This window comes from Nonomuraea salmonea, assembly GCF_042428605.1.
Taxonomy (GTDB): Bacteria; Actinomycetota; Actinomycetes; order Streptosporangiales; family Streptosporangiaceae; genus Nonomuraea; species Nonomuraea salmonea.
On record NZ_JBHMCF010000013.1, the window covers coordinates 106,012 to 126,264 of the forward strand.

Genomic DNA, 20,253 nt, shown 5'->3' on the forward strand with positions numbered 1-20,253 from the left:
GCCTCCACCGGGCACCAAAACCCACTGCTCCACCGACCACCCGAGCCCAACTGCTCCACCGACTACCCGAGCCCAGCTGCTCCACGACCATCAAAGCCCGCCGCTCCCCCCGCCACGGCTCCACAGGCCGTTCCGGCATGCCTAATTGGTCGGCTTTCGAACCTGGTCCCGTGCCGCTTCCGTACGCGCTCCTGAGGTCGAGGAGTGTGTTTCATGAAGTGGAAGCTGGGGTCGGTTGTCGCGGCGCTTGTGGCGTTGGTTGCTGGGTCGGCGTTCGCGGTGCACAACTTGTCTGCCGACGAGCCGGTGGCGGCTCTGCCGCTGATCTACAGCTCCTATCCCGAGGGAGTGCACGGTCAGGGCTCCGTTGAGGGGCTGCGGAGGGATCGGGCGCCGAAGGTGATCGCGGCCTCCGTAGGCGGGCGGGTGACGCTTACCGGGTTGCTGGGGAGTCGGCGGCTTGAGGAGACCGTGTCGGTGGCGCGGTTCCGGATCGAGTACTGGGTTCAGAGCCATGTGTCGTTCACGGCTTATCAGCGGGTGACGCTTCCGGCCTATCTGGATCCGACCGTTCCGCCGGAGACGGTGGCGGTGACCGGGACGATGGATGTTCCTCCCTGTCAGCGGATCACCAACGGGGTGCATGGCCAGTACAGCGGGAAGATCTGCATCGTCGTGGGGGCGCGGGAAGGGGACGATCTCGGGGCCTCCTGCCGAGAGTTCCTGGTGGTCAAGGGGGCTCTGCCGGGGCCAGAGTTGCCGGGGCTCGAGGCGGCGGGGGTTGTGCCCTTGTGGCGGGCCATTACCGAGGCGGAGCTCAAGTCGGTCGAGGAGAGGGGCGCTTACACGGTCATCCAGGGGCTGGAGGGGAAGTACTTCTTTCCGACGCGGGAGCAGGCGGAGAACTTCGCGAAGCTGGCTCAGGAGCGGGGATGGGGGACGTACGTCGTCACGCAGGCCGAGATCGACGCGCGGCATCTGGCCAAGGCGGAGGCGATCGCGGCGGCCGGGGAAGGGCCCGCATACTTCTTGCGTAATGGGCTGGTGAAGCTGGTCAGGCTGGTGAGGATCTTCAAATGACGGTGCGGGCGAGGGTGGGGGTGCGGGTGCCGGGGCTCAGGCAACCGATGCCGTTGCCGACGCGGTCGCTCATGGCTCGGATCGGGACGGATGAGAGCGGGCGGCCGCTCCTGCTGGGGGTCGAGGTGGACGTCGCCGGTGCCGTCTCCCTTGCGCCTGGTGACGGCGAGGTCGTGGGTGAGGCGGAGTTCTGGTACGAGGACGCGCAGCGGTATGTCGTGCCGGGTGCCGAATTTCGGCTCTGGTACGGCGGGGAGGTGGGGAGCATCCGGGTGCTGGAGATGATCCCCGCCGGCTGAGGTCAGGGCGCGAGATCGGTGAGGGGGATGGTGGGGAGGGCTATCCAGCCTTCCGTGGCGGCCGTGGGCGACTCCTCAGGCGAGGGGGTGGTGGTCCTGCCGAGGGCGGCGGCGCGGGCGGCCAGGGCGCAGATGACGGCGTCCAGGGCGTCGTCCGAAACCCGGCATCGCGCTTCGTAGGAGCCCAAATCAAGCCAGGGAGCCGAGTCTCGCAGGCGGTCCACGAGAGTGCCCAATGAGGTCAGGTTGCGGGTGCGCTTGTAGCCCTGGTGCGGGAGGCTCCAGAGCTTCAGGCAGGCGGCCGGATAGACCTCCACCACGGCGCCGGTGCCGCGACGGTCCACGGGGTGACCCTGACCGGCCAGAGCGGCGAGGAGGGCGGCGCAGCGCATTGTCGTGTGGCCTATGCGGTCGGCTGAGGGGCTCAGGGGGCGGAGGCCGGTCCGAGCCTGCACGACGTGGTCGGTGAGGCGGTGGGTGAGGGCGCGGCGCCAGGTCAGGCCGGGTACGCCAGGTGGCACCCTGACGGTCCCCGCGCGGTGGGCGGTGATGAAGTCGATGAACGGGGCAGGCCAGCCCAGGGGGCAGTCGATGCCGGTCTTGTCCGCAGTGAGCATGGCTTCGAGGCAGGTCGCGTCGTCCGCGCCCAGGTCGAGGCGGGTGAGGTGGGCTCGGCCCGGGGACCAGTCCAGCCACGCCACGGCGGTACGCGGGGGTTCGGCGGCCAGGTCCACGCCCGCAGTCAGCACACTCATGAAGGTAACCCCGAGGATGGTGGTCATGATGATCGCGGACATGTGGTTCGACCCGTCCTGCCCGTACACCTGGCTGACCTCGCGGTGGCTCGTCGAGGTGAGCCGGGTGCGGGAGGTCGAGGTGCGGTGGCATGTGATGAGCCTGGCGGTGCTCAACGAGGGGCGGGAGGACGACCCGGAAGGGGACCCGGCGGGGTACCTGTGGGTGCCGGCGCGCATCTGCGCGGCCGTCCGCAGGACGCACGGGCAGGAGGCGCTGGGCAGGTTCTACACAGCCCTGTGGACGACGGGCGGAGGTGACTGGCTCGGTGATCTGCAGACGGCGCTGGAAACGGCGAACCTGCCCGAAGACCTGGCCGATGCGGGGATGGGGCACGACTACGACGACGAGTTGCGGGCCTCGACGGCCGCGGCGCTCCACCACGTCGAGGGCAATCAGGTCGGTACGCCGATCGTGGCCGTGACCGGCCGGGCCGCGTTCTTCGGGCCCGTCATCTCCCAGGTGCCGACGGGTGAGGACGCGGGGCGGCTCTGGGACGGGGTGCTGCTGGTCGCGGGCACTCCTGGCTTCCACGAGCTCAAGGGCGGCCTGCCCAGCCAGCCAAGGCCCTACGAACCTCGCTGACCGGAGCCCTACGAACCTCGCCAGCCGAAGCCCTACGAAACCCGCCCGGCAGAGCCTTACGGAAAGTGATGGGTTCGGTCGATCCTGTGATTTCGGGCCGGTGCCGGGGCTATGTTGTGGTCACCCCAGCCGAAGGAACAGAAGTTTCATGAACGAGCCGCACGTGATCACCACCGAATGGGTCGATGCCCCCAAGTTCATCGGCTACCGCGACTACGTCGCCGGCACCTACAACTCCTACCGCTGCTCCTGCGCCGTCCCGCTGACCGACCGGGAGGCGGCGACGCTGCACGCGGCCGAGTGGGGCCGCTGCGTGACCTGCCTGGGGTCGGGCATGATCTCGATCGCCCCCTTCCACAGCGACGGCTGCCACAACTGCGACGGCTCGGGGCAGGGCCGGCAGGCCGCGGTGGTGGTGCGGGCCCGGGTGACGGAGGACTTCGTCAAGGAGGTGGCGGACCTGCTGCCGGCGGAGTTCGGCCTGGAGGACGTGGTGACGGTGCTGCAGCAGCACATGCCGCCGGAGTGCGGCTCGATGGAGACGGTGTTCTCGGTGGCGGCGGGCCTCATCCGGTATCTGGAGGTGCAGGGGCTGGTCGTGCTGGGCACGGCGCCGGACTTCGTGCCGGGTGAGGGCGTCGAGCAGCGGTACGGCGACCCGATGTGGATCCGCACCCCCTGATAGCCGGAGCCCCTGACAGAAGCGGCCCGACCCAAGCGGCCCGAGCGTCAGAAGATCGGCAGCACGTCCACGCCGCGCTCGTCCTCGCCCCTGACCCCGAAGATGCGCCGCTCCGGCTCCGAGATGGGCACGTCGTTGATGCTGGCCTCCCTGCGCCGCATCAGCCCCGACTCGTCGAACTCCCACTGCTCGTTCCCGTAGCTACGCCACCACTGCCCGGAAGAATCCCGCGACTCGTACTGGAACCGCACCGCGATCCGGTTCCCGAGCACCCCCCACAGCTCCTTGCGCAGCGCGTAGTCCAGCTCCCTGTCCCACTTGCGGCGCAGGAAGGCGACCACCTCGGCGCGGCCGGTCAGGAACTCGTCGCGGTTACGCCAGACGGTGTCCTCGGTGTAGGCCAGGGCCACCTTCTCCGGGTCGCGGGTGTTCCAGGCGTCCTCGGCGGCCTGCACCTTGGTGCGGGCGCTTTCCTCGGTGAACGGCGGGAAGGGCGGGCGTGACATGGGAGCCTCCTCAGATCGCTGAGATCAGCTTAGGCACGCCCGCCAGGGAAACCGGCTCACATCAGCTTGTCCAGGGTGATCGGCAAGTCGCGGACGCGCGTGCCGGTGGCATGCCGTACGGCGTTGCCGACGGCCGCGGCGACCCCGGTGATGCCCACCTCACCGACCCCGACGATGCCGAGCGGCATGGTGGGGTCGGGGTCGCCGAGGTGGTGCACCTCCAGGCGCGGGACGTCGGCGTGCACCGGCACGTGGTACTCCGACAGGCTGGGGTTGACGATCCGCCCGTTGCGCGGGTCGATCAGGGTCTGCTCGGTCAGCGCGAGGCCGAGGCCCATGACGATGCCGCCGCGCATCTGGCTCTCGGCGGTCCTGGTGTTGACCACGGTGCCAATGTCGAAGACGCTGAGCCAGCGCGCGACCCGTACCTCCATGGTGTCGGGGTCGACGCGCACCTCGCAGAAGTGCGCGCCGGTGGCGGCCTTCACCCAGCGGCGGCGCTCGCGCAGCATCCCCACGACGAAGCCGAGCATGCCCTGCTTGATGGCGCCCTCGACGTGGTCGCGGCCGGCGGCGGCGAGGATGTCGGCGTACGTCTGCCCGCCCCCTGCGTGGTGCAGCCCCCCGTCGCGGGCCTGGAGGTCGGCGAGCCGGTGGCCGCGCAGCGGCGAGCCGGGCGCGCGGCGGGCCAGGGCGAGCACCGTCTGCTTGATCTTGGCGCACGCGGCCACCACGCCGGCGCCCACGCTCGCGGTCTGGGTCGAGCCGCCCGCCATGGGGGCGGGCGGGAGGTCGGAGTCGCCGTACTCGACGCGTACCGACTCCAGCGGCACCCCCAGCTCGTCGGCCGCGATCTGGGCCTGCGCGGTCGCCGCGCCCATGCCCATCTCCTGCAGCCCGCAGCGCACGACCACGGTGCCGTCGGCGGCCAGCCGCACGGTGACGCTCGCGGGGAGCATGACGGCCGGGTGGTAGGCGGTGGCGACGCCCATGCCGACCAGCAGCCGGCCGTCGCGCATGCCCTCCGTGCGCCGGTGCCAGCCGAACAGCTCGGCCCCCTTCGTGTACAGCTCACGCAGCCGCCGGTGCGAGAACTCCTGCCCGCCCACCGGGTCGCGCTCCGGCTCGTTGGCCAGGCGCAGCTCGATGGGGTCCATGCCGAGCCGCCAGGCCAGCTCGTCCATCGCCGACTCGATCGCGAACGTGCCGATGGCCTCGCCTGGCGCCCGCATGAACGTGGTGGCCAGCAGGTCGAGCTGGACCGAGGATTCGCGCAGCAGGATGTTGGGGGCCGCGTACAGGTGGCGGGAGGCCGCGGTGATCGGCTCGGCGTTGCCGCCGATCCTGCTGGTGTGCGACACGCTGGTGTGGATGAGCGCGGTCAGCCGTCCGTGGGCGTCGGCGCCCAGCGCGACCCGCTGCGTGCTGGGGGTGCGCCCGCCGACGGCCCGGTAGACGGCCTCGCGGGTGAGCGCGAGGCGTACGGGACGGCCGGTCGCGCGGGCGGCCAGGACGGCGAGCAGCGTGCCCGCCCAGACCGAACCCTTGCCGCCGAACCCGCCGCCCACGTACGGCGACAGCACCCGCACGTTCCCCTCCGGCACCCCGAACCGCTTGGCCAGGTGCCTGCGCAGGAAGGCGATGCTCTGGGTGCTCTCGTGCACGGTCAGCTCGTCGCCGTTCCAGACGGCGGTGGTGGCGTGCGGCTCGATCGCGTTGTGGTTCAGGGCGGGCGTGCTGAACGTCAGGTCCACCGAGACCGGCGCGGCGGCCAGCGCCGCCTCCGCGTCGCCCTTCTCGGCGCCGTGCTGCATGATCGGGTTGCCTTTGACGGGTACGGCGTTCGGCGCCTCGGCGGCGAAGTCCACCGCCGCGGGCAGCTCCTCGTACGCCGACCGCACCAGCCGGGCCGCGTGCCTGGCGGTCTCCTGCGTCTCGGCCACCACGACGGCCACCGGCTGGCCGTTCCAGTGCACCTGGTCGGTGGCGAGGTAGTTGACCGAGGTGCCGGAGACCATCGAGCTGAGGTCGAGCGGGCCGCCCTTGGCGGGCTTCATGGCGGGCGCGTTCTCGTGGGTGAGCACCTCGATCACGCCGGGCACCGCGCGGGCGGCGGCGGTGTCGATGGCGGTGATGCGGCCGCGCGCGATCGTGGAGTGCACGAGCGCGGCGTGCGCCAGCCCGGGGTAGGAGTGCTCGGCGGCGAAGCGGGCCTCGCCGTGGGTCTTGGCGGCGCCGTCGATGCGGTCCACGGCCCGGCCGACGTAGGGGGTGCGGGTCTCGGGAGGGGCGAACGTCGTCATCGGGCGGTCCCTTCGGTGCTCAGCTCGCGCAGCGTGGCCACGATCGTGGCGCGGGCCAGGCCGGACTTGAACGCGTTGGCCGGCCGTACGGTGGCCGCCGCCAGCTCGGCGTCGGCGGCGCGGCCGAAGGCGTCCTCGTCGGCGGGGCCTCCGGCCAGGAGGCGTTCGGCCTCCCTGGCCCGCCAGGGCTTGGTGGCGACGCCGCCGAGCGCCAGCCGGGCCTCGGCGATCACGCCGTCGCGGACGTCGAGCGCCGCCGCGACGGAGACCAGTGCGAAGGCGTACGAGGCGCGGTCGCGGACCTTGCGGTAGCGGGAGGGGGCGGCTAACGCGGGGATCTCGACCGCGGTGATCAGCTCGCCGTGAGCCAGGTCGGTCTCGACGTCGGGGGTGTCGCCGGGCAGGCGGTGGAGGTCTGTCAGGGGGACGCGGCGGGTGCCGTCGAGGCCGCGTACCTCGATGACGGCGTCCAGCGCGGCGAGCGCCACGGCCATGTCGGACGGGTGCGTGGCGATGCAGTGGTCGCTCACGCCGAGGATCGCCGAGCCGCGGTTGAACCCGTCGAGCGCGTCGCAGCCGGCGCCGCGCTCGCGCTTGTTGCAGGCGGCGTCAGTGTCGTAGAAGTACGGGCAGCGGGTGCGCTGGAGCAGGTTGCCGCCGACGGTGGCCATGTTGCGCAGCTGCGCCGAGGCCCCGGCGAGCAGCGCCTGCGACAGCACCGGGTAGCGGGCGCGGACCCGCCGGTCGGCGGCCAGCACGCTGTTGCGGACGAGCGCGCCGACACGCAGGCCGCCGTCGGGGAGCTCCTCGATGGTGTCGAGCGGCAGGCCCGTGACGTCCACGACGGTGTCGGGCCGCTCGATGCCCTCGCGCATGAGGTCGACGAGGTTGGTGCCGCCGCCGATGAAACGGGTTCTCGGCTCGGTCGAGGCGGCCAGCACGGCGGCCTCGACGTCGGCGGGCTTGACGTACGCGAACGGCCTCATCGTCCGGCCTCCCCCACGACGTCCATGATCGCGTCCACGATGCCGTTGTAGGCGCCGCAGCGGCACAGGTTGCCGCTCATCCGTTCCCTGACCTCGGGCTCCGACAGCCGCTGTCCGGCCGCCTCGCCCGTGACCGCGCTGGGCTGCCCGGCCGCGTGCTCGGCCAGCATGCCGATCGCCGAGCAGATCTGGCCCGGCGTGCAGTAGCCGCACTGGAGGCCGTCGTGGCGGACGAACGCCTCCTGGAGCGGGTGGTCCACGCCCTCGATGGTGGTGATCTCGTGACCGTCGTACTGGACGGCCAGGGCCAGGCAGGAATTGATCCGCATGTTGCCGTCCAGCACCGTGCACGCGCCACAGGCCCCCTGGTCGCAGCCCTTCTTGGGGCCGGTCAGGCCGATCCGGTCGCGCAGCGCGTCGAGCAGGCTCACCCACGGCTCGACGTCGAGGGCCACGACGTCGCCGTTCACCTTCATCCGTATCTCGGTCACTCGAGAGTCCTCCCATGGCGGATATGGGGGTGACGTTAACAGAACGTCGTTCACCTAACAAGAGACCGGCGTTCTGTTATCTATGCGCGTTATGCTGCTGACGACATGACAAGGGCGGCGTTTCGCCGGGCCAGGAGGCCCGAGCACAAGCAGCAGCGGCGCGAGGCGATCCTCGCCGCCGCTCGCGAGCTCGCCCGCACCTCGGGGGTGCGCAACGTCAGCCTCGGCGCGGTCGCCGACGCCGTCGGGCTGGCGAAGTCCAACATCGTGCGCTATTTCGGCACCCGCGAGGAGATCTATCTGGAGCTGCTCGCCGAGGAGTGGCGCTCGTGGGCCGACGCCGTGGCCGCGGCCCTTCACGACGAGCCTGCCGGCCAGGCGGAGGGCGTGCGGCGGGTGGTGGGCGTGCTGACCGGCACGCTGGTCGAGCGGCCGCTGTTCTGCGACCTGATGAGCCACTCGTCCAACAGCCTGGAGCACAACGTCTCCGTCTCGGCGGCCCGCATGTACAAGCGGACGGCGATCGGGGTCACCGCCGAGCTGGGCGCGCAGGTGGCCCCCGTCGCCGGGCTGACCGCGCGCGAGGGCGGCGAACTGGTGGGGGCCGCCTGCGGGCTGGCCGGGATGCTCTACCCGGCCGCCAACCCGCCGCCCGCTCTCGTCCAGGTCTACGCCGAGGACCCCGAGCTGGCCGCCGCCTGCCCCCAGATGGAGCCCATGCTCACCCGCGCACTGACGGCGATCGCGCTGGGCCTGCCGGCGCTGCGCGACGAGCCGCCCGAGGTGAAAGTTTCACCTCGATCCAGGCATTCCTGACCGCCCCGCCCGCTCTTCCTGTACATCGGCGTGATTTGCGCGGACCATGTGTGCCCGCCGACCTAACCGGTTAACAGAGAAGGGCACCCCTCCATGAGCACACGACTCGGGGCCGCCGTGGCGGCGCTCCTGTCGCTCCTCCTCACGATGCTGATCCTCCCCGCCGCGCCGGCGCACGCCGCCGCCGGGCTCCGGGTCAGCGGCACCAGGATCGTCGAGGCCAACGGGAACGCGTTCGTCATGCGCGGCGTCAGCCACGCCCACACCTGGTACACGGGCCAGACGGGCGCCTTCGCGCACATCAAGGCGCTGCGCGCCAACACCGTACGGGTGGTGCTGAGCGGCGGCCGGTGGCCGGCCAACGGCGCCTCCGACGTCGCCACCATCGTTTCGCTGTGCCGGCAGAACCGGTTAATATGCGTGCTCGAAAACCACGACACCACCGGCTATGGCGAGCAGAGCGGCGCGTACACGCTGGACCAGGCCGTCGACTACTGGAACAGCGTCAAGAGCGCGCTCACCGGCACCGAGGACTTCATCATCGTCAACATCGGCAACGAGCCGATCGGCAACAACAACCCCTCGTCCTGGACCTCCGCCACCGTCGACGCCATCACCCGGATGCGCGGTCTCGGCTTCCAGCACCTGCTGATGGTGGACGCGCCCAACTGGGGCCAGGACTGGCAGTTCGTCATGCGCGACAACGCGCAGCGGGTGGCCGACGCCGACCCACAGGACAACACGGTCTTCTCCGTCCACATGTACGGCGTCTACGACACCGCCGCCGAGATCACCGCGTACCTGGACGCCTTCCGAACCGCCGGGCTGCCGCTGGTCATCGGCGAGTTCGGCCACAACCACAGCGACGGCGACCCCGACGAGGACACGATCATGGCGCAGGCCCAGTCGCGGGGCATCGGCTACATCGGGTGGTCGTGGAGCGGCAACGGCGGCGGGGTCGAATACCTCGACATGGTGAACGACTTCGACCCGGCCAGCCTGACCTCCTGGGGGGAGCGCATCTTCAACGGCGCCAACGGCATCGGCCAGACCTCGCGCGAGGCGACGTACTTCGGCGGTGGCGGCACCGACACCACCGCCCCCACGACGCCCGGCACCCCATCCGCCGCTGCCATCACCTCCAGCGGCGCCACCCTCACCTGGGCCGCCTCGACCGACTCGGGCGGCTCCGGGCTGGCCGGCTATGACGTCTACCGGGAGCAGGGCGGCAACGACACGCTGCTCGGGCAGAGCGTCACCACCTCCGTCACGCTCACCGGGCTGAGCCCCTCGACGCAGTACCAGGTGTACGTCCGCGCCCGCGACGGCGCGGGCAACCAGTCGGGCAACTCGCCGGCCGCCACCTTCACCACCACCTCGGGCGGCGGCGACGGCGGCGGCTGCACCGCCGCCGGCACCGTCCAGACCCAGTGGAGCGGCGGGTACGTGGTGCAGCCGGTCACCGTCACCAACGGCGGCACCTCCGGCATCACCGGCTGGACCGTCACCTTCACCCTGCCCGCCGGCCACTCCCTGGCCGGCTCGTGGAACGCCTCGGTCTCGGTGAGCGGCCAGACGGTCACGGCCAGGAACGCCGCCTACAACGGCACCCTGAGCGCGGGCGGCTCGACCAGCTTCGGCTTCCAGGTGACCCGCCCCACCGGCAACACCGCCACCGTCTCCAGCTACACCTGCACCGCCTCCTGACAGGTGGAAAGAGGACCCGCCCTGCCCAGGGCCCAGGGAAGGGCGGGCCCCGACCGGATCAGGAAACCGAGGGGGTTCTTCGGCCGGGCGAGGTGGCGAGCAGCGGGAGGGTGACGTCCACGCGGGTGCCGGTGCCTGGCTCGCTCGTCACGACGCAGACGCCGCCCAGTTCCGCGGCGCGTTCGCGCATCGAGCCGAGGCCGACGCCGGTGCGGGGCGTTTCTGGGAGGCCCTGGCCGTCGTCGGTGATCAGGACGCGCAGGCGGCCTTCCTCGCGTTGGACGCTGATGCGTGCCGTGGACGCCTCGGCGTGGCGGCGGATGTTCGTCAGGGACTCCTGGACGATCCGATAGACCGCCACCTCGACGGCGGCGGGCAGGTCGTCCAGGCCGCCTTCGACCTCCACCCTGACCTCGGGGGACGAACCGGCGCCGCCGTCCACCGCCTCGGGCTGGGGGCCGCCGGCGAGGCCGTGGAGGGCGCCGGCCAGGCCGAGGTCGTCGAGGGCGGGCGGGCGCAGGCCGTACACCAGCTCCTTGACGTCCTGGGTGACGGCGCCCATGCCGGTGGACAGCTCCCGCAGCAGCTCGCCCGCCGCCTCGGGAGAGGATTTGAGCGTGAGGCGGGCCATGTTCACGGTCATCGCCATGGCCGACAGGCTCTGGCCGAGCCCGTCGTGCAGGTCGCGGCGCAGCCGGCGGCGCTCCTCCTCACGGGCGGTCAGGATGCGCTCGCGGGAGCGCTGCAGGTCGGCCGCCATGCGTACGGCTTGGGCGACGTCGGCGGCGTACGGCGTGAGCGTGCCCAGCACCCGGTCGTTGTGCGCGGCCGGGAAGCGGCGCGGCCCCGGCGGCCCGACGAGCAGCCGCCCGACCCGGGTGCCGTGCCAGACCAGCGGCACCTCGCGCGGCGACGGCCCGACCCGGCCGCTCTCGACGTAATGAGGCTCACCGTCGGTCACCTCGACGGCGACGCCCTCGACCGCGAGCCCGTCGCGCAGCACGCTCACCACCGAGGTCAGCGCCTCGGCCGGGTCGCCGCGCCGGACAGCCTGGGTGAGCCGGGCGGCCAGCACGGCGGGGTCGCCGACGGAGCCGTACAGGAGCCGGTCCACGGCCCGCTGGAGCGCCCGCCGCAGCGGGTGGAAGAAGACGCCGGCGAACAGCGCGGCGGCCACCCCGGCGACCTGGTGGTAGCCGGAGACGAGCAGCCCGGACAGCGCGCCCGCGCCGAAGTAGACGGCGCTGACCACGGCGACCACCCCGGCCGCCACGAACGCCCGGCTGATCACGGTGTCGATGCCGTAGAGCCGGTACCGCATGACGGAGAACGCCACCGCGAACGGGATCGCCGCCGCCCACGCGACCGCCGGCCAGATCAGCGCGGGCCAGATCGCGGACCCGATGAGGAAGACGATGTACCCGGCGAAGGCGAACATGGGCCAGCCGATCTGCCGCCGCACCTCGGGCCCTGCGCGCCGCATGCGCACCGCCATCGACAGCCACGCCAGCGCCATCGCGGTGTAGATGCCGACCCAGCTCGCGACGTCCACCACGTCCAGGTACGGCGCCAGCGCGGGCACCTGCGTCGGGTTGGGGATGACCTCGGGGTACGGGTAGCCCTCGCGCGGCGGCGTCACCCTGATCAGGACCCGCACGGTGGCGGTCCCGAGCGCGGCACCGCCCAGCCACAGGACCGGCCGCCAGCGCTTGGACGGCAGGCGGCCGTCGGGCGAGTAGAGCGGCAGCAGCATGGTCAGCGTCAGGCCGCAGATCGCCCAGCCGAGCTGGGCGGGGACCCGTAACCAGCCGGCCATCAACAGCTCGCCGTCGGCGGCGACCCGGAACATCAGCATCCTCGCCAGGTCGCTGACCCCGGCGGCCGTCCCGCCGATGACCATGAGCCAGGCCATGTTGAGCTGGGGCCGGTGGTGGAGCAGGAACGCGCCGACGGCGGGGAAGGTGAAGATGACGGCGGTCTGCGGGCTCGCCATCTCGGGCGGCGTCCACTCGGGTGGCAGCCCGAGATGGACGAGGATGGCGAGCAGGCCGAGCAGCGGCGACGCCACCGCCAGGACGGCCGCGAACACCACCCCGCCGGTGAGCCGCCGCCCCTCCACGATCTCACCGTCGGGACGTTCGGCCATCGTGTTCACCGCCCGCCTATCTGTCCTGGCCCCGGCCGAACGCACGGGAGCCAGGACAATATAGGCGTTGGTGGACCGTCACGGTGGTCTCGTCCGGCACCGGATCGGCGCCGGTGAACACCGGCGTCTGCTGAGGGCGGTGCCTGCTCGCGATCTGCGGAGTGGTTTCCTATATGCATGCCTGATCTCGTGGTGGACGGCGGCGACAAGCTGTGCGTGCAGTTGCTCATCGAGTTGCGCGGCCACGTGCGCGAGGCCGGGCCCGGCGCGGTGATCCACCTGATCGCCACCGATCCCGCCGCGCCCGTCGACCTGCCGGCGTGGTGTCACATGACCGGGCACGCCTACCTCGGGCCCGTCGAGGGGGCCGAGCGGCCGACGTACGCCTTGCGCGTGGCCGGCGACGCCAAGGAGACGCAGGAAGCGAAGCCCTGGCACGCGGCTTAAGCGGTTAATATCGGTCCGTGAAACGTCCCACGATCGCCGACATCGCCAGCCGCGCGGGGGTCTCCAAAGTAGCGGTCTCCTACGCGCTCAACGGCCAGCCAGGGGTGTCGGAGGCGACGCGGGCACGGATCGTCGCCATCGCCGAGGAGATCGGCTGGCGGCCCAACAGCGCCGCCCGCGCGCTCAACGGCGCCAGGGCCAACTGCGTCGGGCTCGCGCTCTGCCGGCCCGCCCGCATCCTCGGCGTCGAGCCGTTCTTCATGGAGCTGATCAGCGGCATCGAGGGCGTGCTCGCCGACCGCTCCTACGGCCTGCTGCTCCAGGTGGTCACCAGCCACCAGCAGGAGAGCGAGGTCTACCGCACCTGGTGGGGCGAGAGCCGCATCGACGGCGTGTTCCTCGTGGACCTGCACTACGCCGACTCCCGGGTGGCCGAGCTCGAGCGGCTCGGCATGCCGGTCGTCGTCATCGGGCACCCGTCGGAGTCGGGCTCGCTGTCGGCCATCTGGTCCGACGACGGCGAGGCCGTGCGCGAGACCGTCGGCTACCTCGTGGCGCTCGGCCACCGCCGCATCGCCCGGGTCGCCGGGCTGCCCGCGCTGGTGCACACCGCGGTCCGCGACCAGGCGTTCGTGCAGGCGTGCGAGGGCGTGGCCGAGCACGTCATCGTGCACACCGACTACACCGGCGAGGAGGGCGCGCGGGCCACCAGGCGGCTGCTCAGCTCCCCCGACCGGCCCACCGCCATCGTCTACGACAACGACATCATGGCCGTCGCCGGGCTCTCGGTCGCGCAGGAGATGCGGGTGGAGGTGCCGCGCGACCTGTCCATCGTGGCGTGGGACGACTCGCCGCTGGCCCAGGTCGTACGCCCGCCGCTGACCGCTCTCACCCGCGACATCCCGGCCTACGGCGCGCACGCGGCGCAGCGCCTGCTGGCCCTCATCGCGGGCGAGAGCGTGCCCCCGTACGAAGACCGCGCCGCCAGCCTCACCCCGCGTGGCAGCACCGGCCCCGTCGCCTGAGACGTCCCTGCGCGGCACGTGCCGCGAGCGGCGGGCGAGACGGCTGGCAGACCGCCTCTCCCTGGCCCGCGGCACGTGCCGTCCCCTCCTCCGCGGCGAGTCTCAGGAGAGCCGCCCCCGCGTCCCCCGCGCGGAGACGGCTCCGAACCGACTGAGTAAGGAAGAGGTGTTGTGAGTACCTCTGTACCCGAACGTGATCTGAAAGGGAGCGAATCGTAACCTTCCGCGCACGGTCAAGGGCGAGCGTAAGGCGGAGCCGACCGGGTAGGCGGGCGAGTATGACTGAGGCTTTTGACACCGACATGCTGTGGGAAGAGTTCCACCGGACCGTCAACATGAACTCCGAGGAGCTGCGCGCCTACCTGCTCGCCGATGCCTCCGGCGAGGAGAGCTTCTCCGCCGACCCCGATCTCGGCATCGACGAGCTGGGCCGGGGCGTGCTGCACGTCCTGAGCAAGCGGAAGGGCGACCTCACCGGGGCCGACCTCGACGTCATGCGCCGGGTCGTGGAGATCGTCGAGACCATGGGCGACCGTACGGACGACGACTCACGGCGGGAGCTGATGTCCGTGGGCCACGACCCCTTGAGAGGATGACTCCGTGATCGAGCCGCGTCCCTGGATCGAGGGGTATGTCCGAGCCTGGAACTCCAATGACCCCGATGACATCGCCGCGCTGTTCACCGAGAGCGCGGTCTACTACCCCGAGCCTTTCAGCAGGCCCTGGCAGGGGCGCGACGAGATCATCTCGCAGTGGCTGGGCCGGCAGGACAAGCCTGGCGAGGCAGACTTTCAATGGCATCCGGTTTGCGTGACGGACGATGTGAGCATCATCCAGGGAGTTACGACATATCCGGACAAAACGTACAGCAATCTATGGGTGATCCGATTCGGACCCGACGGGCGGTGCCGGGAATTCACCGAATGGTGGATGCAGCACGACCTCAAGTGATGCAATGGGCCGAACCGTCTTCACCCGAGGAGATCCGTTGAGAGACAACCTCGACCTCGCCGCGAGCGCCCAGGAAATGGCCGACGCCGCCCCGACGGGATCGATCGACCGCGCCGCCGCCACGTCCGTGGCCATCACCCTGGCCACCACCCGCGACATCGACGACGCGAGAAAGACCCTGGACGGCGTGACGCCGGCCGAGGTGCGCGAAGCGGCCCTCGCCCTCTTCGACCGCCTCGCCACCGCCTGACCAGCCCCACCCCTCCCGTTCAGGGGTGATCGCCGCCGGCCTTCGCGGGGTCGCCGAGGCGGGCGGCGAAGGCGCGGCGGGCGCAGGCGGCCGCCTCGGGGTCGCGGTGCAGCTGGATCGCGTGGTTCAGGGCCATGGCCAGGCCCGTCAGCTCGAACGCCAGCCCGGCCTGATCCGTGCTCTCAGGCAGCTCGCCGGCGGCCACGGCCCGGCCGATCTCCTTGAGCAGCCGCGCCCGCCAGGCGTCGAAGAGCGACTCCACCGCGTCCCGCACGGCCCCCGGCCGGCCGTCGAACTCGTGCGCCGCCGCCACGAAGAAGCACCCGCCGGGGAAGACCTGGCGTTCGAGGTAGGACACCCACGCCGCGCAGAGCGCCCGCAGCCGAGGCAGCCCGGGAGCGACGGCGACGACGGGCTCCCAGACCTCGGCGCGGAAGACCTCCCCCGCCCGGCCCAGGGCCGCGAGCTGCAACGCCTCCTTGGAGCCGAAGTGCCCGAGCACGCCTGACTTGCTCATGCCCAGCTCGGCCGCCAGCCGCCCGATGGTCAGCCCTTCCAGGCCCTCCTTGGACGCGACGGCCACCGACCGATCCAGGATCGCCGCCCGCGTCCCCATGGCCTCGGCGACCGACTTGCGTGGACTCACCTGTACCTCCCTCACCTAGATTAGCGTCCGAACGTTCGGTTGCTATAGTCCCCGGCATGACTGGATCACGACTCGTCGCCACCGGCCACTACCAGCCCACGAAGATACTGACGAACGACGACCTGGCCGCCATGGTCGACACCAGCGACGAGTGGATCACCAAGCGGGTCGGCATCCGCACCCGCCACGTCGCCGCCGAGGATGAGACGGTGACCGACCTCGCCGCCGGCGCCGCCGCCCAGGCGCTGGCCGCGAGCGGCATGGACGCGTCCGAGATCGACCTCGTGCTGGTCGCCACCTGCACCCAGACCGAGCGGGCGCCGAACGTGGCCGCGCGGGTGGCGGCGCGGCTCGGCGTACGGGGCGGGGCGCTCATCGACGTCGGCGCCTCCTGCTCCGGCTTCACGCACGCCCTCGCCCAGGCCGACCACGCCATCAGGGCCGGCGCCGCCACCCGCGCCCTGGTCGTCGGGGCCGACATGATGACGTCCGTGACCGACTGGACCGACCGCACCACCTGCGTCCTGACCGGCGACGGGGCCGGCGCGGCCGTCGTCGCCGCGGCCGAGACGCCGGAGATCGGGCCCGTCGTCTGGGGGTCGGCGCCCGAGCTGGGCACCGCCGTCCGCATCGAAGGCGTTCCCTCCCGCTTCTCCCAGGACGGGCAGACCGTCTACCGGTGGGCCACCACGCGGCTGCCCGAGATCGCCAGGCAGGCGTGCGAGCGGGGCGGCGTGCGTCCCGACGAGCTGGCCGCCGTCGTCCTGCACCAGGCGAACCTGCGCATCATCGAGCCCGTCGCCGCCCGCATCGGCGCCGTCAACGCCATCGTGGCCAGGGACGTCGTGGAGTCGGGCAACACCTCGGCCGCCAGCGTGCCGCTCGCCCTGTCGAAGCTGCTGGAGGAGGGGAGGGTGGCTGCTGGGGCGCCGATGCTGCTGTTCGGGTTCGGGGGCAACCTGTCGTACGCGGGGATGGTCGTCCGCTGCCCCTGAGCCTTTGCTGCAGGCCCCTTGCCGCGCACGCCGGTGGGCGGCCGCGGCGAGCGCTCGACGATGCGCAGGTCGGCGCCCCTGCGGGCGAGCTCGATGGCGAGGGTCAGTCCGGTCGGCCCTGAGCCGACGATGAGTACGCTGGTCATACCGGTGACGATGCCGGTGCCCGCTGCCGGATCTCTGTCATCGGCTGCCGAGCCCGGGCCGGGCATGGCAGCGCCGAGGGATACGCGGCGTCCTTCCGGTTTGGCGATGGATGCGCGATGGTTAGGGCAACTTGCACCGCGAAGTAAGAAGTAAGGAGACCTGTGGCCAGTCCCGGCACGATCGACACTCGAGGCAGTGACTTCGCCCGACTAGCCCATCGCATCACCGACGCCGGCCTGCTGAACCGGCGCCCTGTTTACTACGCCGTGCGGATGACCATCGCCGCCGTCGTGTACGCCGGTTGCTGGGCGTTGTTCGCCTGGCTCGGCGACTCCTGGCTCCAGCTGCTGTTGGCCGCCGTACTGGCGGTGGTCTTCGGACAGCTCGGCTTCCTCGCCCATGACCTCGGCCACCGCCAGGTCTTCAGGACGCGGCGGCCGAGCGACGTCGCCGGCCTGATCATCGGCAATCTCGGCGTCGGCCTGGGCTGGGGGTGGTGGACCAGCAAGCACAACCGCCACCACGCCAACCCCAACCACGAGGACCACGACCCCGACGTCTCCCCCGCGGTGATCGTCTGGTCGGAGGATCAGGTGGCGCGCAGCTCCGGCTTGCCAAGATTTATCGCGAAATACCAGGCTTATTGGTTCTTTCCGCTGCTCACGCTCGAAGCCTGGCACCTGCACATCGCCAGCTTCAAAGCCCTGCTGAACCCGGCCGCCAAGCGCCGCAAGCTGGAGCTGACCCTGCTGGTCGTGCACGCCGTGATCTATCTCGGCGCGGTCTTCGCCGTGCTCTCGCCCGGCAAGGCGGTGCTGTTCCTGATCGTGCACCAGGGCCTGTTCGGGGTCTACCTCGGCAGTACGTTCGCACCCAACCACAAGGGCATGCCCGTCCTCACCAAGGACGACAAGCTGGACTTCCTCCGCAAGCAGGTGCTCACCTCGCGGAACGTGCGCGGCGGCTGGTTCACCGACATCGCGCTCGGCCAGCTCAACTACCAGATCGAGCACCACCTGTTCCCCAACATGCCCGCGCCCAACCTGCGCAAGGCACAGCCCATCGTCGAGCGCTACTGCGCCGAGATCGGCGTCAGCTACCTGCAGACCGGCCTGTTCGAGTCGTACGGGCAGGCGCTGTCCCACCTGCACGAAGTGGGCGCCGCCCTACGCCGCCCCCCGGCCGCGGCCGTCGGCTGACCTCCCAGGAGGGCGGCCGGTCAGCGGGTGCCCTCCTCATCGCCTCCTGACTCCAGCTTCTGCAGCAGCCCGTCGCGACGCCGTTCGAGGTCGGCGATCAGCTCGACCTGCTCGTCCGCCTGGCTGATCATCGCCCCGATCTCGACCTGATCGGTCGCGCCGATGTCCCTGATCTGGTCGCGGATCTCCTGGTTCTCGGCGCGCAGCCGGGCCAGATCCGCTTCGATCCGCTGGAGTTCGTCCTTGGTGCTCATGCACGGGCTCTACCCAGCAGTACCCGCCCGATTACCGGGAAGTGGGGGCAACGTCCAGAATGGGAGCCATGTCGAGGCTCTCCACCGGCACGATCGTGTCGCTCGCGATCTGCGCCGCCGTGCTGGCGGGCCTCGTCGCCACCTACGTCGCCCGCCGCCCCATCGAGCTCAACGCGCTCGACGTCGTCCTGCCGCTGGCCGCCTGCGGCGCGCTGCTGGCGCGGCGGCGGCACCCGGTCGCGGCGGTGATCGTGGCGGCGGCCTCGACCGTCGCCTACTACCCGTACGCGAAGCTCGACGGGCCGCTCCTCGTGGTGATCTTCGTCGCCCTCTACACCGCCGCCGACCGGGGGCACCTGGCCGCCGCCGTGGCGACGGGCGCGGCCGCGCTGCTGGCCATGGGCTACGGCGAGAGCGGCGGCGTCCGGCACGTGGACGACAGCATGTTCATCATGATCGCCGGTTGGGTGGTGGCCGCCATCGCGTTCGGCGGCGTCACCCGCAACCGCCGCGCGTACCTCGAAGCGGCCAGGCAGCTCGCGCTCGACGCGCTGCGCACGAAAGAGGAAGAGGCCAGGCGGCGGGCCGGCGAGGAGCGGCTGCGCATCGCGCGCGAGCTGCACGACGTGATCGGCCACAACATCTCCCTGATCAACGTGCAGGCCGCGGCGGCGCTGCACGGGCTGAAGAAGCGGCCAGAGGACGCCGAGGCGGCGCTGCGCACGATCAAGGACACCAGCAAGGAGACGCTGCGCGAGCTGCGCACCACGCTGGGCGTGCTGCGGCAGGTGGACGAGGACGCGCCGACCGGGCCCGCCGCCGGGCTCGCGTTGCTGGACGAGCTGGTCAAGGCGTCAGGGCTGCGGGTCCGTACGGAGACGTCGGGCCCGCTGGACGCGCTGCCCACCGAGGTCGACCTGGCCTCCGCCCGCATCATCAGGGAGGCGCTGACGAACGTCTCCCGCCACGCGGGCACCGACCAGGCGACCCTCACTGTCACCAACAAGTCCGGAAATATCATCATCCGCGTGGAAGATGAGGGTCCGGGCACCCAGTACGACGGCGGCACCGGCTACGGCATCCAGGGCATGCGCGAACGCGCCACCGCCCTCGGCGGCACGCTTGAGGCGGGCCCCCGCCCAGAGGGCGGCTTCCGCGTCACCGCCCGCCTCCCCCTCACCCCATGACCCACCCCGCTCACGAACGAGGCTCGATGATCCGCGTACTGCTCGCCGACGACCAGACCCTGGTACGCGCCGGGTTCCGGTCCATACTCAGCGACGAGGACGACATCGAGGTGGTGGCCGAGGCCGCCACCGGCGCCCAGGCGATCGACGGAGCCCGCGAGCACCGGCCCGACGTGGTGCTCATGGACATCCGCATGCCCGAGCTCGACGGCCTGGAGGCCACCCGCCGCATCGCCGGCGACCAGGCGCTCGGCGACGCCAAGGTGATCATCCTGACCACGTTCGACCTGGACGACTACGTCTACGGGGCGCTGCGCGCGGGCGCGAGCGGCTTCCTGGTGAAGGACACCGAGCCGGCCGAGCTGATCCACGCCGTCCGGGTGGTGGCGCGGGGCGACGCCCTCATCGCGCCGTCGATCACCCGGCGGCTCATCGCCGAGTTCGCCGGCCGGGTCAAGCGCCCCGACCCCGGCCCCGAGCTCAACGCGCTCACCGAGCGGGAGCGCGAGGTCATGACGCTGGTGGCGGGCGGCCTGTCCAACGACGAGATCGCGGCCCGGCTCGTGGTCAGCCCCGCCACCGCGAAGACGCACGTCAGCCGCATCCTCACCAAGCTCGGCGTGCGCGACAGGGCGCAGCTCGTGGTCATCGCGTACGAGGCCGGCATGATCACCCCGGGCTGGCTTACTCCCTGAGGCGTACGCCGGCGGCCGCCTGTCATCCCAGGAGGTACGCCGGCTGCCCGCCGTGGACGGA

Annotated in this window: 23 protein-coding genes and 1 pseudogene; 15 read left to right on the top strand and 9 right to left on the bottom strand. The window is 71.5% G+C overall.

What is annotated here, in order from left to right; genetic code table 11:
- The first annotated feature begins 213 nt into the window (after nt 1–213).
- Together ACFFR3_RS18415 and ACFFR3_RS18420 are read left to right on the top strand one after the other, a co-directional pair.
- Nucleotides 214–1,080 (top strand): hypothetical protein, encoded by an 867-nt coding sequence (locus tag ACFFR3_RS18415; RefSeq protein WP_379483507.1) that lies wholly within the window; start codon nt 214–216, stop codon nt 1,078–1,080.
- A complete protein-coding gene (locus tag ACFFR3_RS18420) occupies nt 1,077–1,379 on the top strand; it encodes a hypothetical protein (RefSeq protein WP_379483508.1) in 303 nt (100 codons plus the stop codon). Before ACFFR3_RS18415 ends, ACFFR3_RS18420 begins: the two co-directional genes overlap by 4 nt.
- A 2-nt stretch (nt 1,380–1,381) precedes the next feature.
- Here the strand turns inward: ACFFR3_RS18420 and ACFFR3_RS18425 are convergent, their stop codons facing one another.
- Nucleotides 1,382–2,134 carry a DUF429 domain-containing protein gene (locus ACFFR3_RS18425; protein ID WP_379483509.1) on the bottom strand — a complete coding sequence of 251 codons (753 nt, stop codon included), beginning with the start codon at nt 2,132–2,134 and terminating at the stop codon, nt 1,382–1,384.
- 16 nt (nt 2,135–2,150) lie between these two features.
- Here ACFFR3_RS18425 and ACFFR3_RS18430 point away from each other — a divergent pair, with 16 nt between their 5' ends.
- Together ACFFR3_RS18430 and ACFFR3_RS18435 are read left to right on the top strand one after the other, a co-directional pair.
- On the top strand, nt 2,151–2,759 hold the full coding sequence (locus tag ACFFR3_RS18430) for a mycothiol-dependent nitroreductase Rv2466c family protein (protein ID WP_379483543.1): 609 nt from the start codon (nt 2,151–2,153) through the stop codon (nt 2,757–2,759).
- Nucleotides 2,760–2,907: 148 nt separating this feature from the next.
- The gene (locus ACFFR3_RS18435) at nt 2,908–3,441 is read left to right on the top strand and encodes a hypothetical protein (RefSeq protein ID WP_364377355.1); all 534 of its coding nucleotides are present in this window, start codon (nt 2,908–2,910) and stop codon (nt 3,439–3,441) included.
- 47 nt (nt 3,442–3,488) lie between these two features.
- Here ACFFR3_RS18435 and ACFFR3_RS18440 read toward each other — a convergent pair whose 3' ends face one another.
- From ACFFR3_RS18440 to ACFFR3_RS18455, 4 genes are read right to left on the bottom strand one after another with little or no spacing between them, the layout of a single operon-like run.
- A complete protein-coding gene (locus tag ACFFR3_RS18440; RefSeq protein WP_364377357.1) occupies nt 3,489–3,947 on the bottom strand; it encodes a nuclear transport factor 2 family protein in 459 nt (152 codons plus the stop codon).
- A 56-nt stretch (nt 3,948–4,003) separates the two neighbouring features.
- A complete protein-coding gene (locus ACFFR3_RS18445) occupies nt 4,004–6,250 on the bottom strand; it encodes a xanthine dehydrogenase family protein molybdopterin-binding subunit (RefSeq protein ID WP_379483510.1) in 2,247 nt (748 codons plus the stop codon).
- Nucleotides 6,247–7,236 carry an FAD binding domain-containing protein gene (locus ACFFR3_RS18450; RefSeq protein ID WP_379483511.1) on the bottom strand — a complete coding sequence of 330 codons (990 nt, stop codon included), beginning with the start codon at nt 7,234–7,236 and terminating at the stop codon, nt 6,247–6,249. The genes ACFFR3_RS18445 and ACFFR3_RS18450 overlap by 4 nt, the downstream gene beginning before the upstream one ends.
- Nucleotides 7,233–7,712 (bottom strand): (2Fe-2S)-binding protein, encoded by a 480-nt coding sequence (locus ACFFR3_RS18455; protein WP_345409412.1) that lies wholly within the window; start codon nt 7,710–7,712, stop codon nt 7,233–7,235. The genes ACFFR3_RS18450 and ACFFR3_RS18455 overlap by 4 nt, the downstream gene beginning before the upstream one ends.
- 120 nt (nt 7,713–7,832) lie before the next feature.
- On the opposite strand from ACFFR3_RS18455, the gene ACFFR3_RS18460 reads away from it, so the two are divergent.
- On the top strand, nt 7,833–8,543 hold the full coding sequence (locus ACFFR3_RS18460) for a TetR/AcrR family transcriptional regulator (protein ID WP_364377363.1): 711 nt from the start codon (nt 7,833–7,835) through the stop codon (nt 8,541–8,543).
- 93 nt (nt 8,544–8,636) lie between these two features.
- Nucleotides 8,637–10,250: a cellulase family glycosylhydrolase gene (locus tag ACFFR3_RS18465; protein WP_379483512.1), complete on the top strand. Its 1,614-nt coding sequence runs from the start codon at nt 8,637–8,639 to the stop codon at nt 10,248–10,250.
- A gap of 58 nt (nt 10,251–10,308) precedes the next feature.
- Here ACFFR3_RS18465 and ACFFR3_RS18470 read toward each other — a convergent pair whose 3' ends face one another.
- The gene (locus ACFFR3_RS18470; RefSeq protein ID WP_345390994.1) at nt 10,309–12,396 is read right to left on the bottom strand and encodes a sensor histidine kinase; all 2,088 of its coding nucleotides are present in this window, start codon (nt 12,394–12,396) and stop codon (nt 10,309–10,311) included.
- A 177-nt stretch (nt 12,397–12,573) separates the two neighbouring features.
- On the opposite strand from ACFFR3_RS18470, the gene ACFFR3_RS18475 reads away from it, so the two are divergent.
- From ACFFR3_RS18475 to ACFFR3_RS18495, 5 genes are all read left to right on the top strand, one after another.
- Complete coding sequence (locus tag ACFFR3_RS18475) at nt 12,574–12,843, top strand: sulfurtransferase TusA family protein (RefSeq protein WP_345390997.1); 270 nt, start codon at nt 12,574–12,576, stop codon at nt 12,841–12,843.
- Nucleotides 12,844–12,860: 17 nt separating this feature from the next.
- Nucleotides 12,861–13,868 carry a LacI family DNA-binding transcriptional regulator gene (locus ACFFR3_RS18480; RefSeq protein ID WP_345391000.1) on the top strand — a complete coding sequence of 336 codons (1,008 nt, stop codon included), beginning with the start codon at nt 12,861–12,863 and terminating at the stop codon, nt 13,866–13,868.
- A gap of 278 nt (nt 13,869–14,146) precedes the next feature.
- A complete protein-coding gene (locus ACFFR3_RS18485) occupies nt 14,147–14,464 on the top strand; it encodes a DUF3140 domain-containing protein (protein ID WP_345391003.1) in 318 nt (105 codons plus the stop codon).
- A 4-nt stretch (nt 14,465–14,468) separates the two neighbouring features.
- The gene (locus ACFFR3_RS18490; protein ID WP_355415024.1) at nt 14,469–14,819 is read left to right on the top strand and encodes a YybH family protein; all 351 of its coding nucleotides are present in this window, start codon (nt 14,469–14,471) and stop codon (nt 14,817–14,819) included.
- Nucleotides 14,820–14,856: 37 nt separating this feature from the next.
- Nucleotides 14,857–15,069 carry a hypothetical protein gene (locus ACFFR3_RS18495; RefSeq protein ID WP_345391009.1) on the top strand — a complete coding sequence of 71 codons (213 nt, stop codon included), beginning with the start codon at nt 14,857–14,859 and terminating at the stop codon, nt 15,067–15,069.
- Nucleotides 15,070–15,088: 19 nt separating this feature from the next.
- Here ACFFR3_RS18495 and ACFFR3_RS18500 read toward each other — a convergent pair whose 3' ends face one another.
- A complete protein-coding gene (locus tag ACFFR3_RS18500; RefSeq protein WP_379483513.1) occupies nt 15,089–15,715 on the bottom strand; it encodes a TetR/AcrR family transcriptional regulator in 627 nt (208 codons plus the stop codon).
- Between the two features lie 56 nt (nt 15,716–15,771).
- Here ACFFR3_RS18500 and ACFFR3_RS18505 point away from each other — a divergent pair, with 56 nt between their 5' ends.
- Nucleotides 15,772–16,710: a beta-ketoacyl-ACP synthase III gene (locus ACFFR3_RS18505; RefSeq protein WP_379483514.1), complete on the top strand. Its 939-nt coding sequence runs from the start codon at nt 15,772–15,774 to the stop codon at nt 16,708–16,710.
- 26 nt (nt 16,711–16,736) lie between these two features.
- Here ACFFR3_RS18505 and ACFFR3_RS18510 read toward each other — a convergent pair.
- Nucleotides 16,737–16,922 (bottom strand): annotated as a pseudogene (locus ACFFR3_RS18510) (FAD-dependent oxidoreductase); the annotation flags it as partial.
- Nucleotides 16,923–17,129: 207 nt separating this feature from the next.
- Here ACFFR3_RS18510 and ACFFR3_RS18515 point away from each other — a divergent pair.
- Nucleotides 17,130–18,056, top strand: a complete 927-nt coding sequence (locus ACFFR3_RS18515) for a fatty acid desaturase family protein (protein ID WP_379483515.1) — start codon at nt 17,130–17,132, stop codon at nt 18,054–18,056.
- A gap of 20 nt (nt 18,057–18,076) precedes the next feature.
- Here ACFFR3_RS18515 and ACFFR3_RS18520 read toward each other — a convergent pair whose 3' ends face one another.
- Nucleotides 18,077–18,310 (bottom strand): hypothetical protein, encoded by a 234-nt coding sequence (locus ACFFR3_RS18520; protein WP_345391019.1) that lies wholly within the window; start codon nt 18,308–18,310, stop codon nt 18,077–18,079.
- Between the two features lie 68 nt (nt 18,311–18,378).
- Here ACFFR3_RS18520 and ACFFR3_RS18525 point away from each other — a divergent pair, with 68 nt between their 5' ends.
- A complete protein-coding gene (locus tag ACFFR3_RS18525) occupies nt 18,379–19,497 on the top strand; it encodes a sensor histidine kinase (RefSeq protein WP_345391022.1) in 1,119 nt (372 codons plus the stop codon).
- 26 nt (nt 19,498–19,523) lie between these two features.
- Nucleotides 19,524–20,192 carry a response regulator transcription factor gene (locus ACFFR3_RS18530; protein WP_345391025.1) on the top strand — a complete coding sequence of 223 codons (669 nt, stop codon included), beginning with the start codon at nt 19,524–19,526 and terminating at the stop codon, nt 20,190–20,192.
- Nucleotides 20,193–20,253: the final 61 nt, after the last annotated feature.

Coding starts and splice junctions, on each gene's coding strand:
- ACFFR3_RS18445 (WP_379483510.1), bottom strand. CDS start 6,250: ATGACGACGTTCGCCCCTCCCGAGACCCGCACCCCCTACGTCGGCCGG.
- ACFFR3_RS18420 (WP_379483508.1), top strand. CDS start 1,077: ATGACGGTGCGGGCGAGGGTGGGGGTGCGGGTGCCGGGGCTCAGGCAA.
- ACFFR3_RS18530 (WP_345391025.1), top strand. CDS start 19,524: ATGATCCGCGTACTGCTCGCCGACGACCAGACCCTGGTACGCGCCGGG.
- ACFFR3_RS18465 (WP_379483512.1), top strand. CDS start 8,637: ATGAGCACACGACTCGGGGCCGCCGTGGCGGCGCTCCTGTCGCTCCTC.
- ACFFR3_RS18430 (WP_379483543.1), top strand. CDS start 2,151: ATGGTGGTCATGATGATCGCGGACATGTGGTTCGACCCGTCCTGCCCG.
- ACFFR3_RS18455 (WP_345409412.1), bottom strand. CDS start 7,712: ATGAAGGTGAACGGCGACGTCGTGGCCCTCGACGTCGAGCCGTGGGTG.
- ACFFR3_RS18450 (WP_379483511.1), bottom strand. CDS start 7,236: ATGAGGCCGTTCGCGTACGTCAAGCCCGCCGACGTCGAGGCCGCCGTG.
- ACFFR3_RS18440 (WP_364377357.1), bottom strand. CDS start 3,947: ATGTCACGCCCGCCCTTCCCGCCGTTCACCGAGGAAAGCGCCCGCACC.
- ACFFR3_RS18485 (WP_345391003.1), top strand. CDS start 14,147: ATGACTGAGGCTTTTGACACCGACATGCTGTGGGAAGAGTTCCACCGG.
- ACFFR3_RS18475 (WP_345390997.1), top strand. CDS start 12,574: ATGCCTGATCTCGTGGTGGACGGCGGCGACAAGCTGTGCGTGCAGTTG.
- ACFFR3_RS18505 (WP_379483514.1), top strand. CDS start 15,772: ATGACTGGATCACGACTCGTCGCCACCGGCCACTACCAGCCCACGAAG.
- ACFFR3_RS18470 (WP_345390994.1), bottom strand. CDS start 12,396: ATGGCCGAACGTCCCGACGGTGAGATCGTGGAGGGGCGGCGGCTCACC.
- ACFFR3_RS18415 (WP_379483507.1), top strand. CDS start 214: ATGAAGTGGAAGCTGGGGTCGGTTGTCGCGGCGCTTGTGGCGTTGGTT.
- ACFFR3_RS18435 (WP_364377355.1), top strand. CDS start 2,908: ATGAACGAGCCGCACGTGATCACCACCGAATGGGTCGATGCCCCCAAG.
- ACFFR3_RS18425 (WP_379483509.1), bottom strand. CDS start 2,134: ATGAGTGTGCTGACTGCGGGCGTGGACCTGGCCGCCGAACCCCCGCGT.
- ACFFR3_RS18525 (WP_345391022.1), top strand. CDS start 18,379: ATGTCGAGGCTCTCCACCGGCACGATCGTGTCGCTCGCGATCTGCGCC.
- ACFFR3_RS18520 (WP_345391019.1), bottom strand. CDS start 18,310: ATGAGCACCAAGGACGAACTCCAGCGGATCGAAGCGGATCTGGCCCGG.
- ACFFR3_RS18515 (WP_379483515.1), top strand. CDS start 17,130: ATGACCATCGCCGCCGTCGTGTACGCCGGTTGCTGGGCGTTGTTCGCC.
- ACFFR3_RS18460 (WP_364377363.1), top strand. CDS start 7,833: ATGACAAGGGCGGCGTTTCGCCGGGCCAGGAGGCCCGAGCACAAGCAG.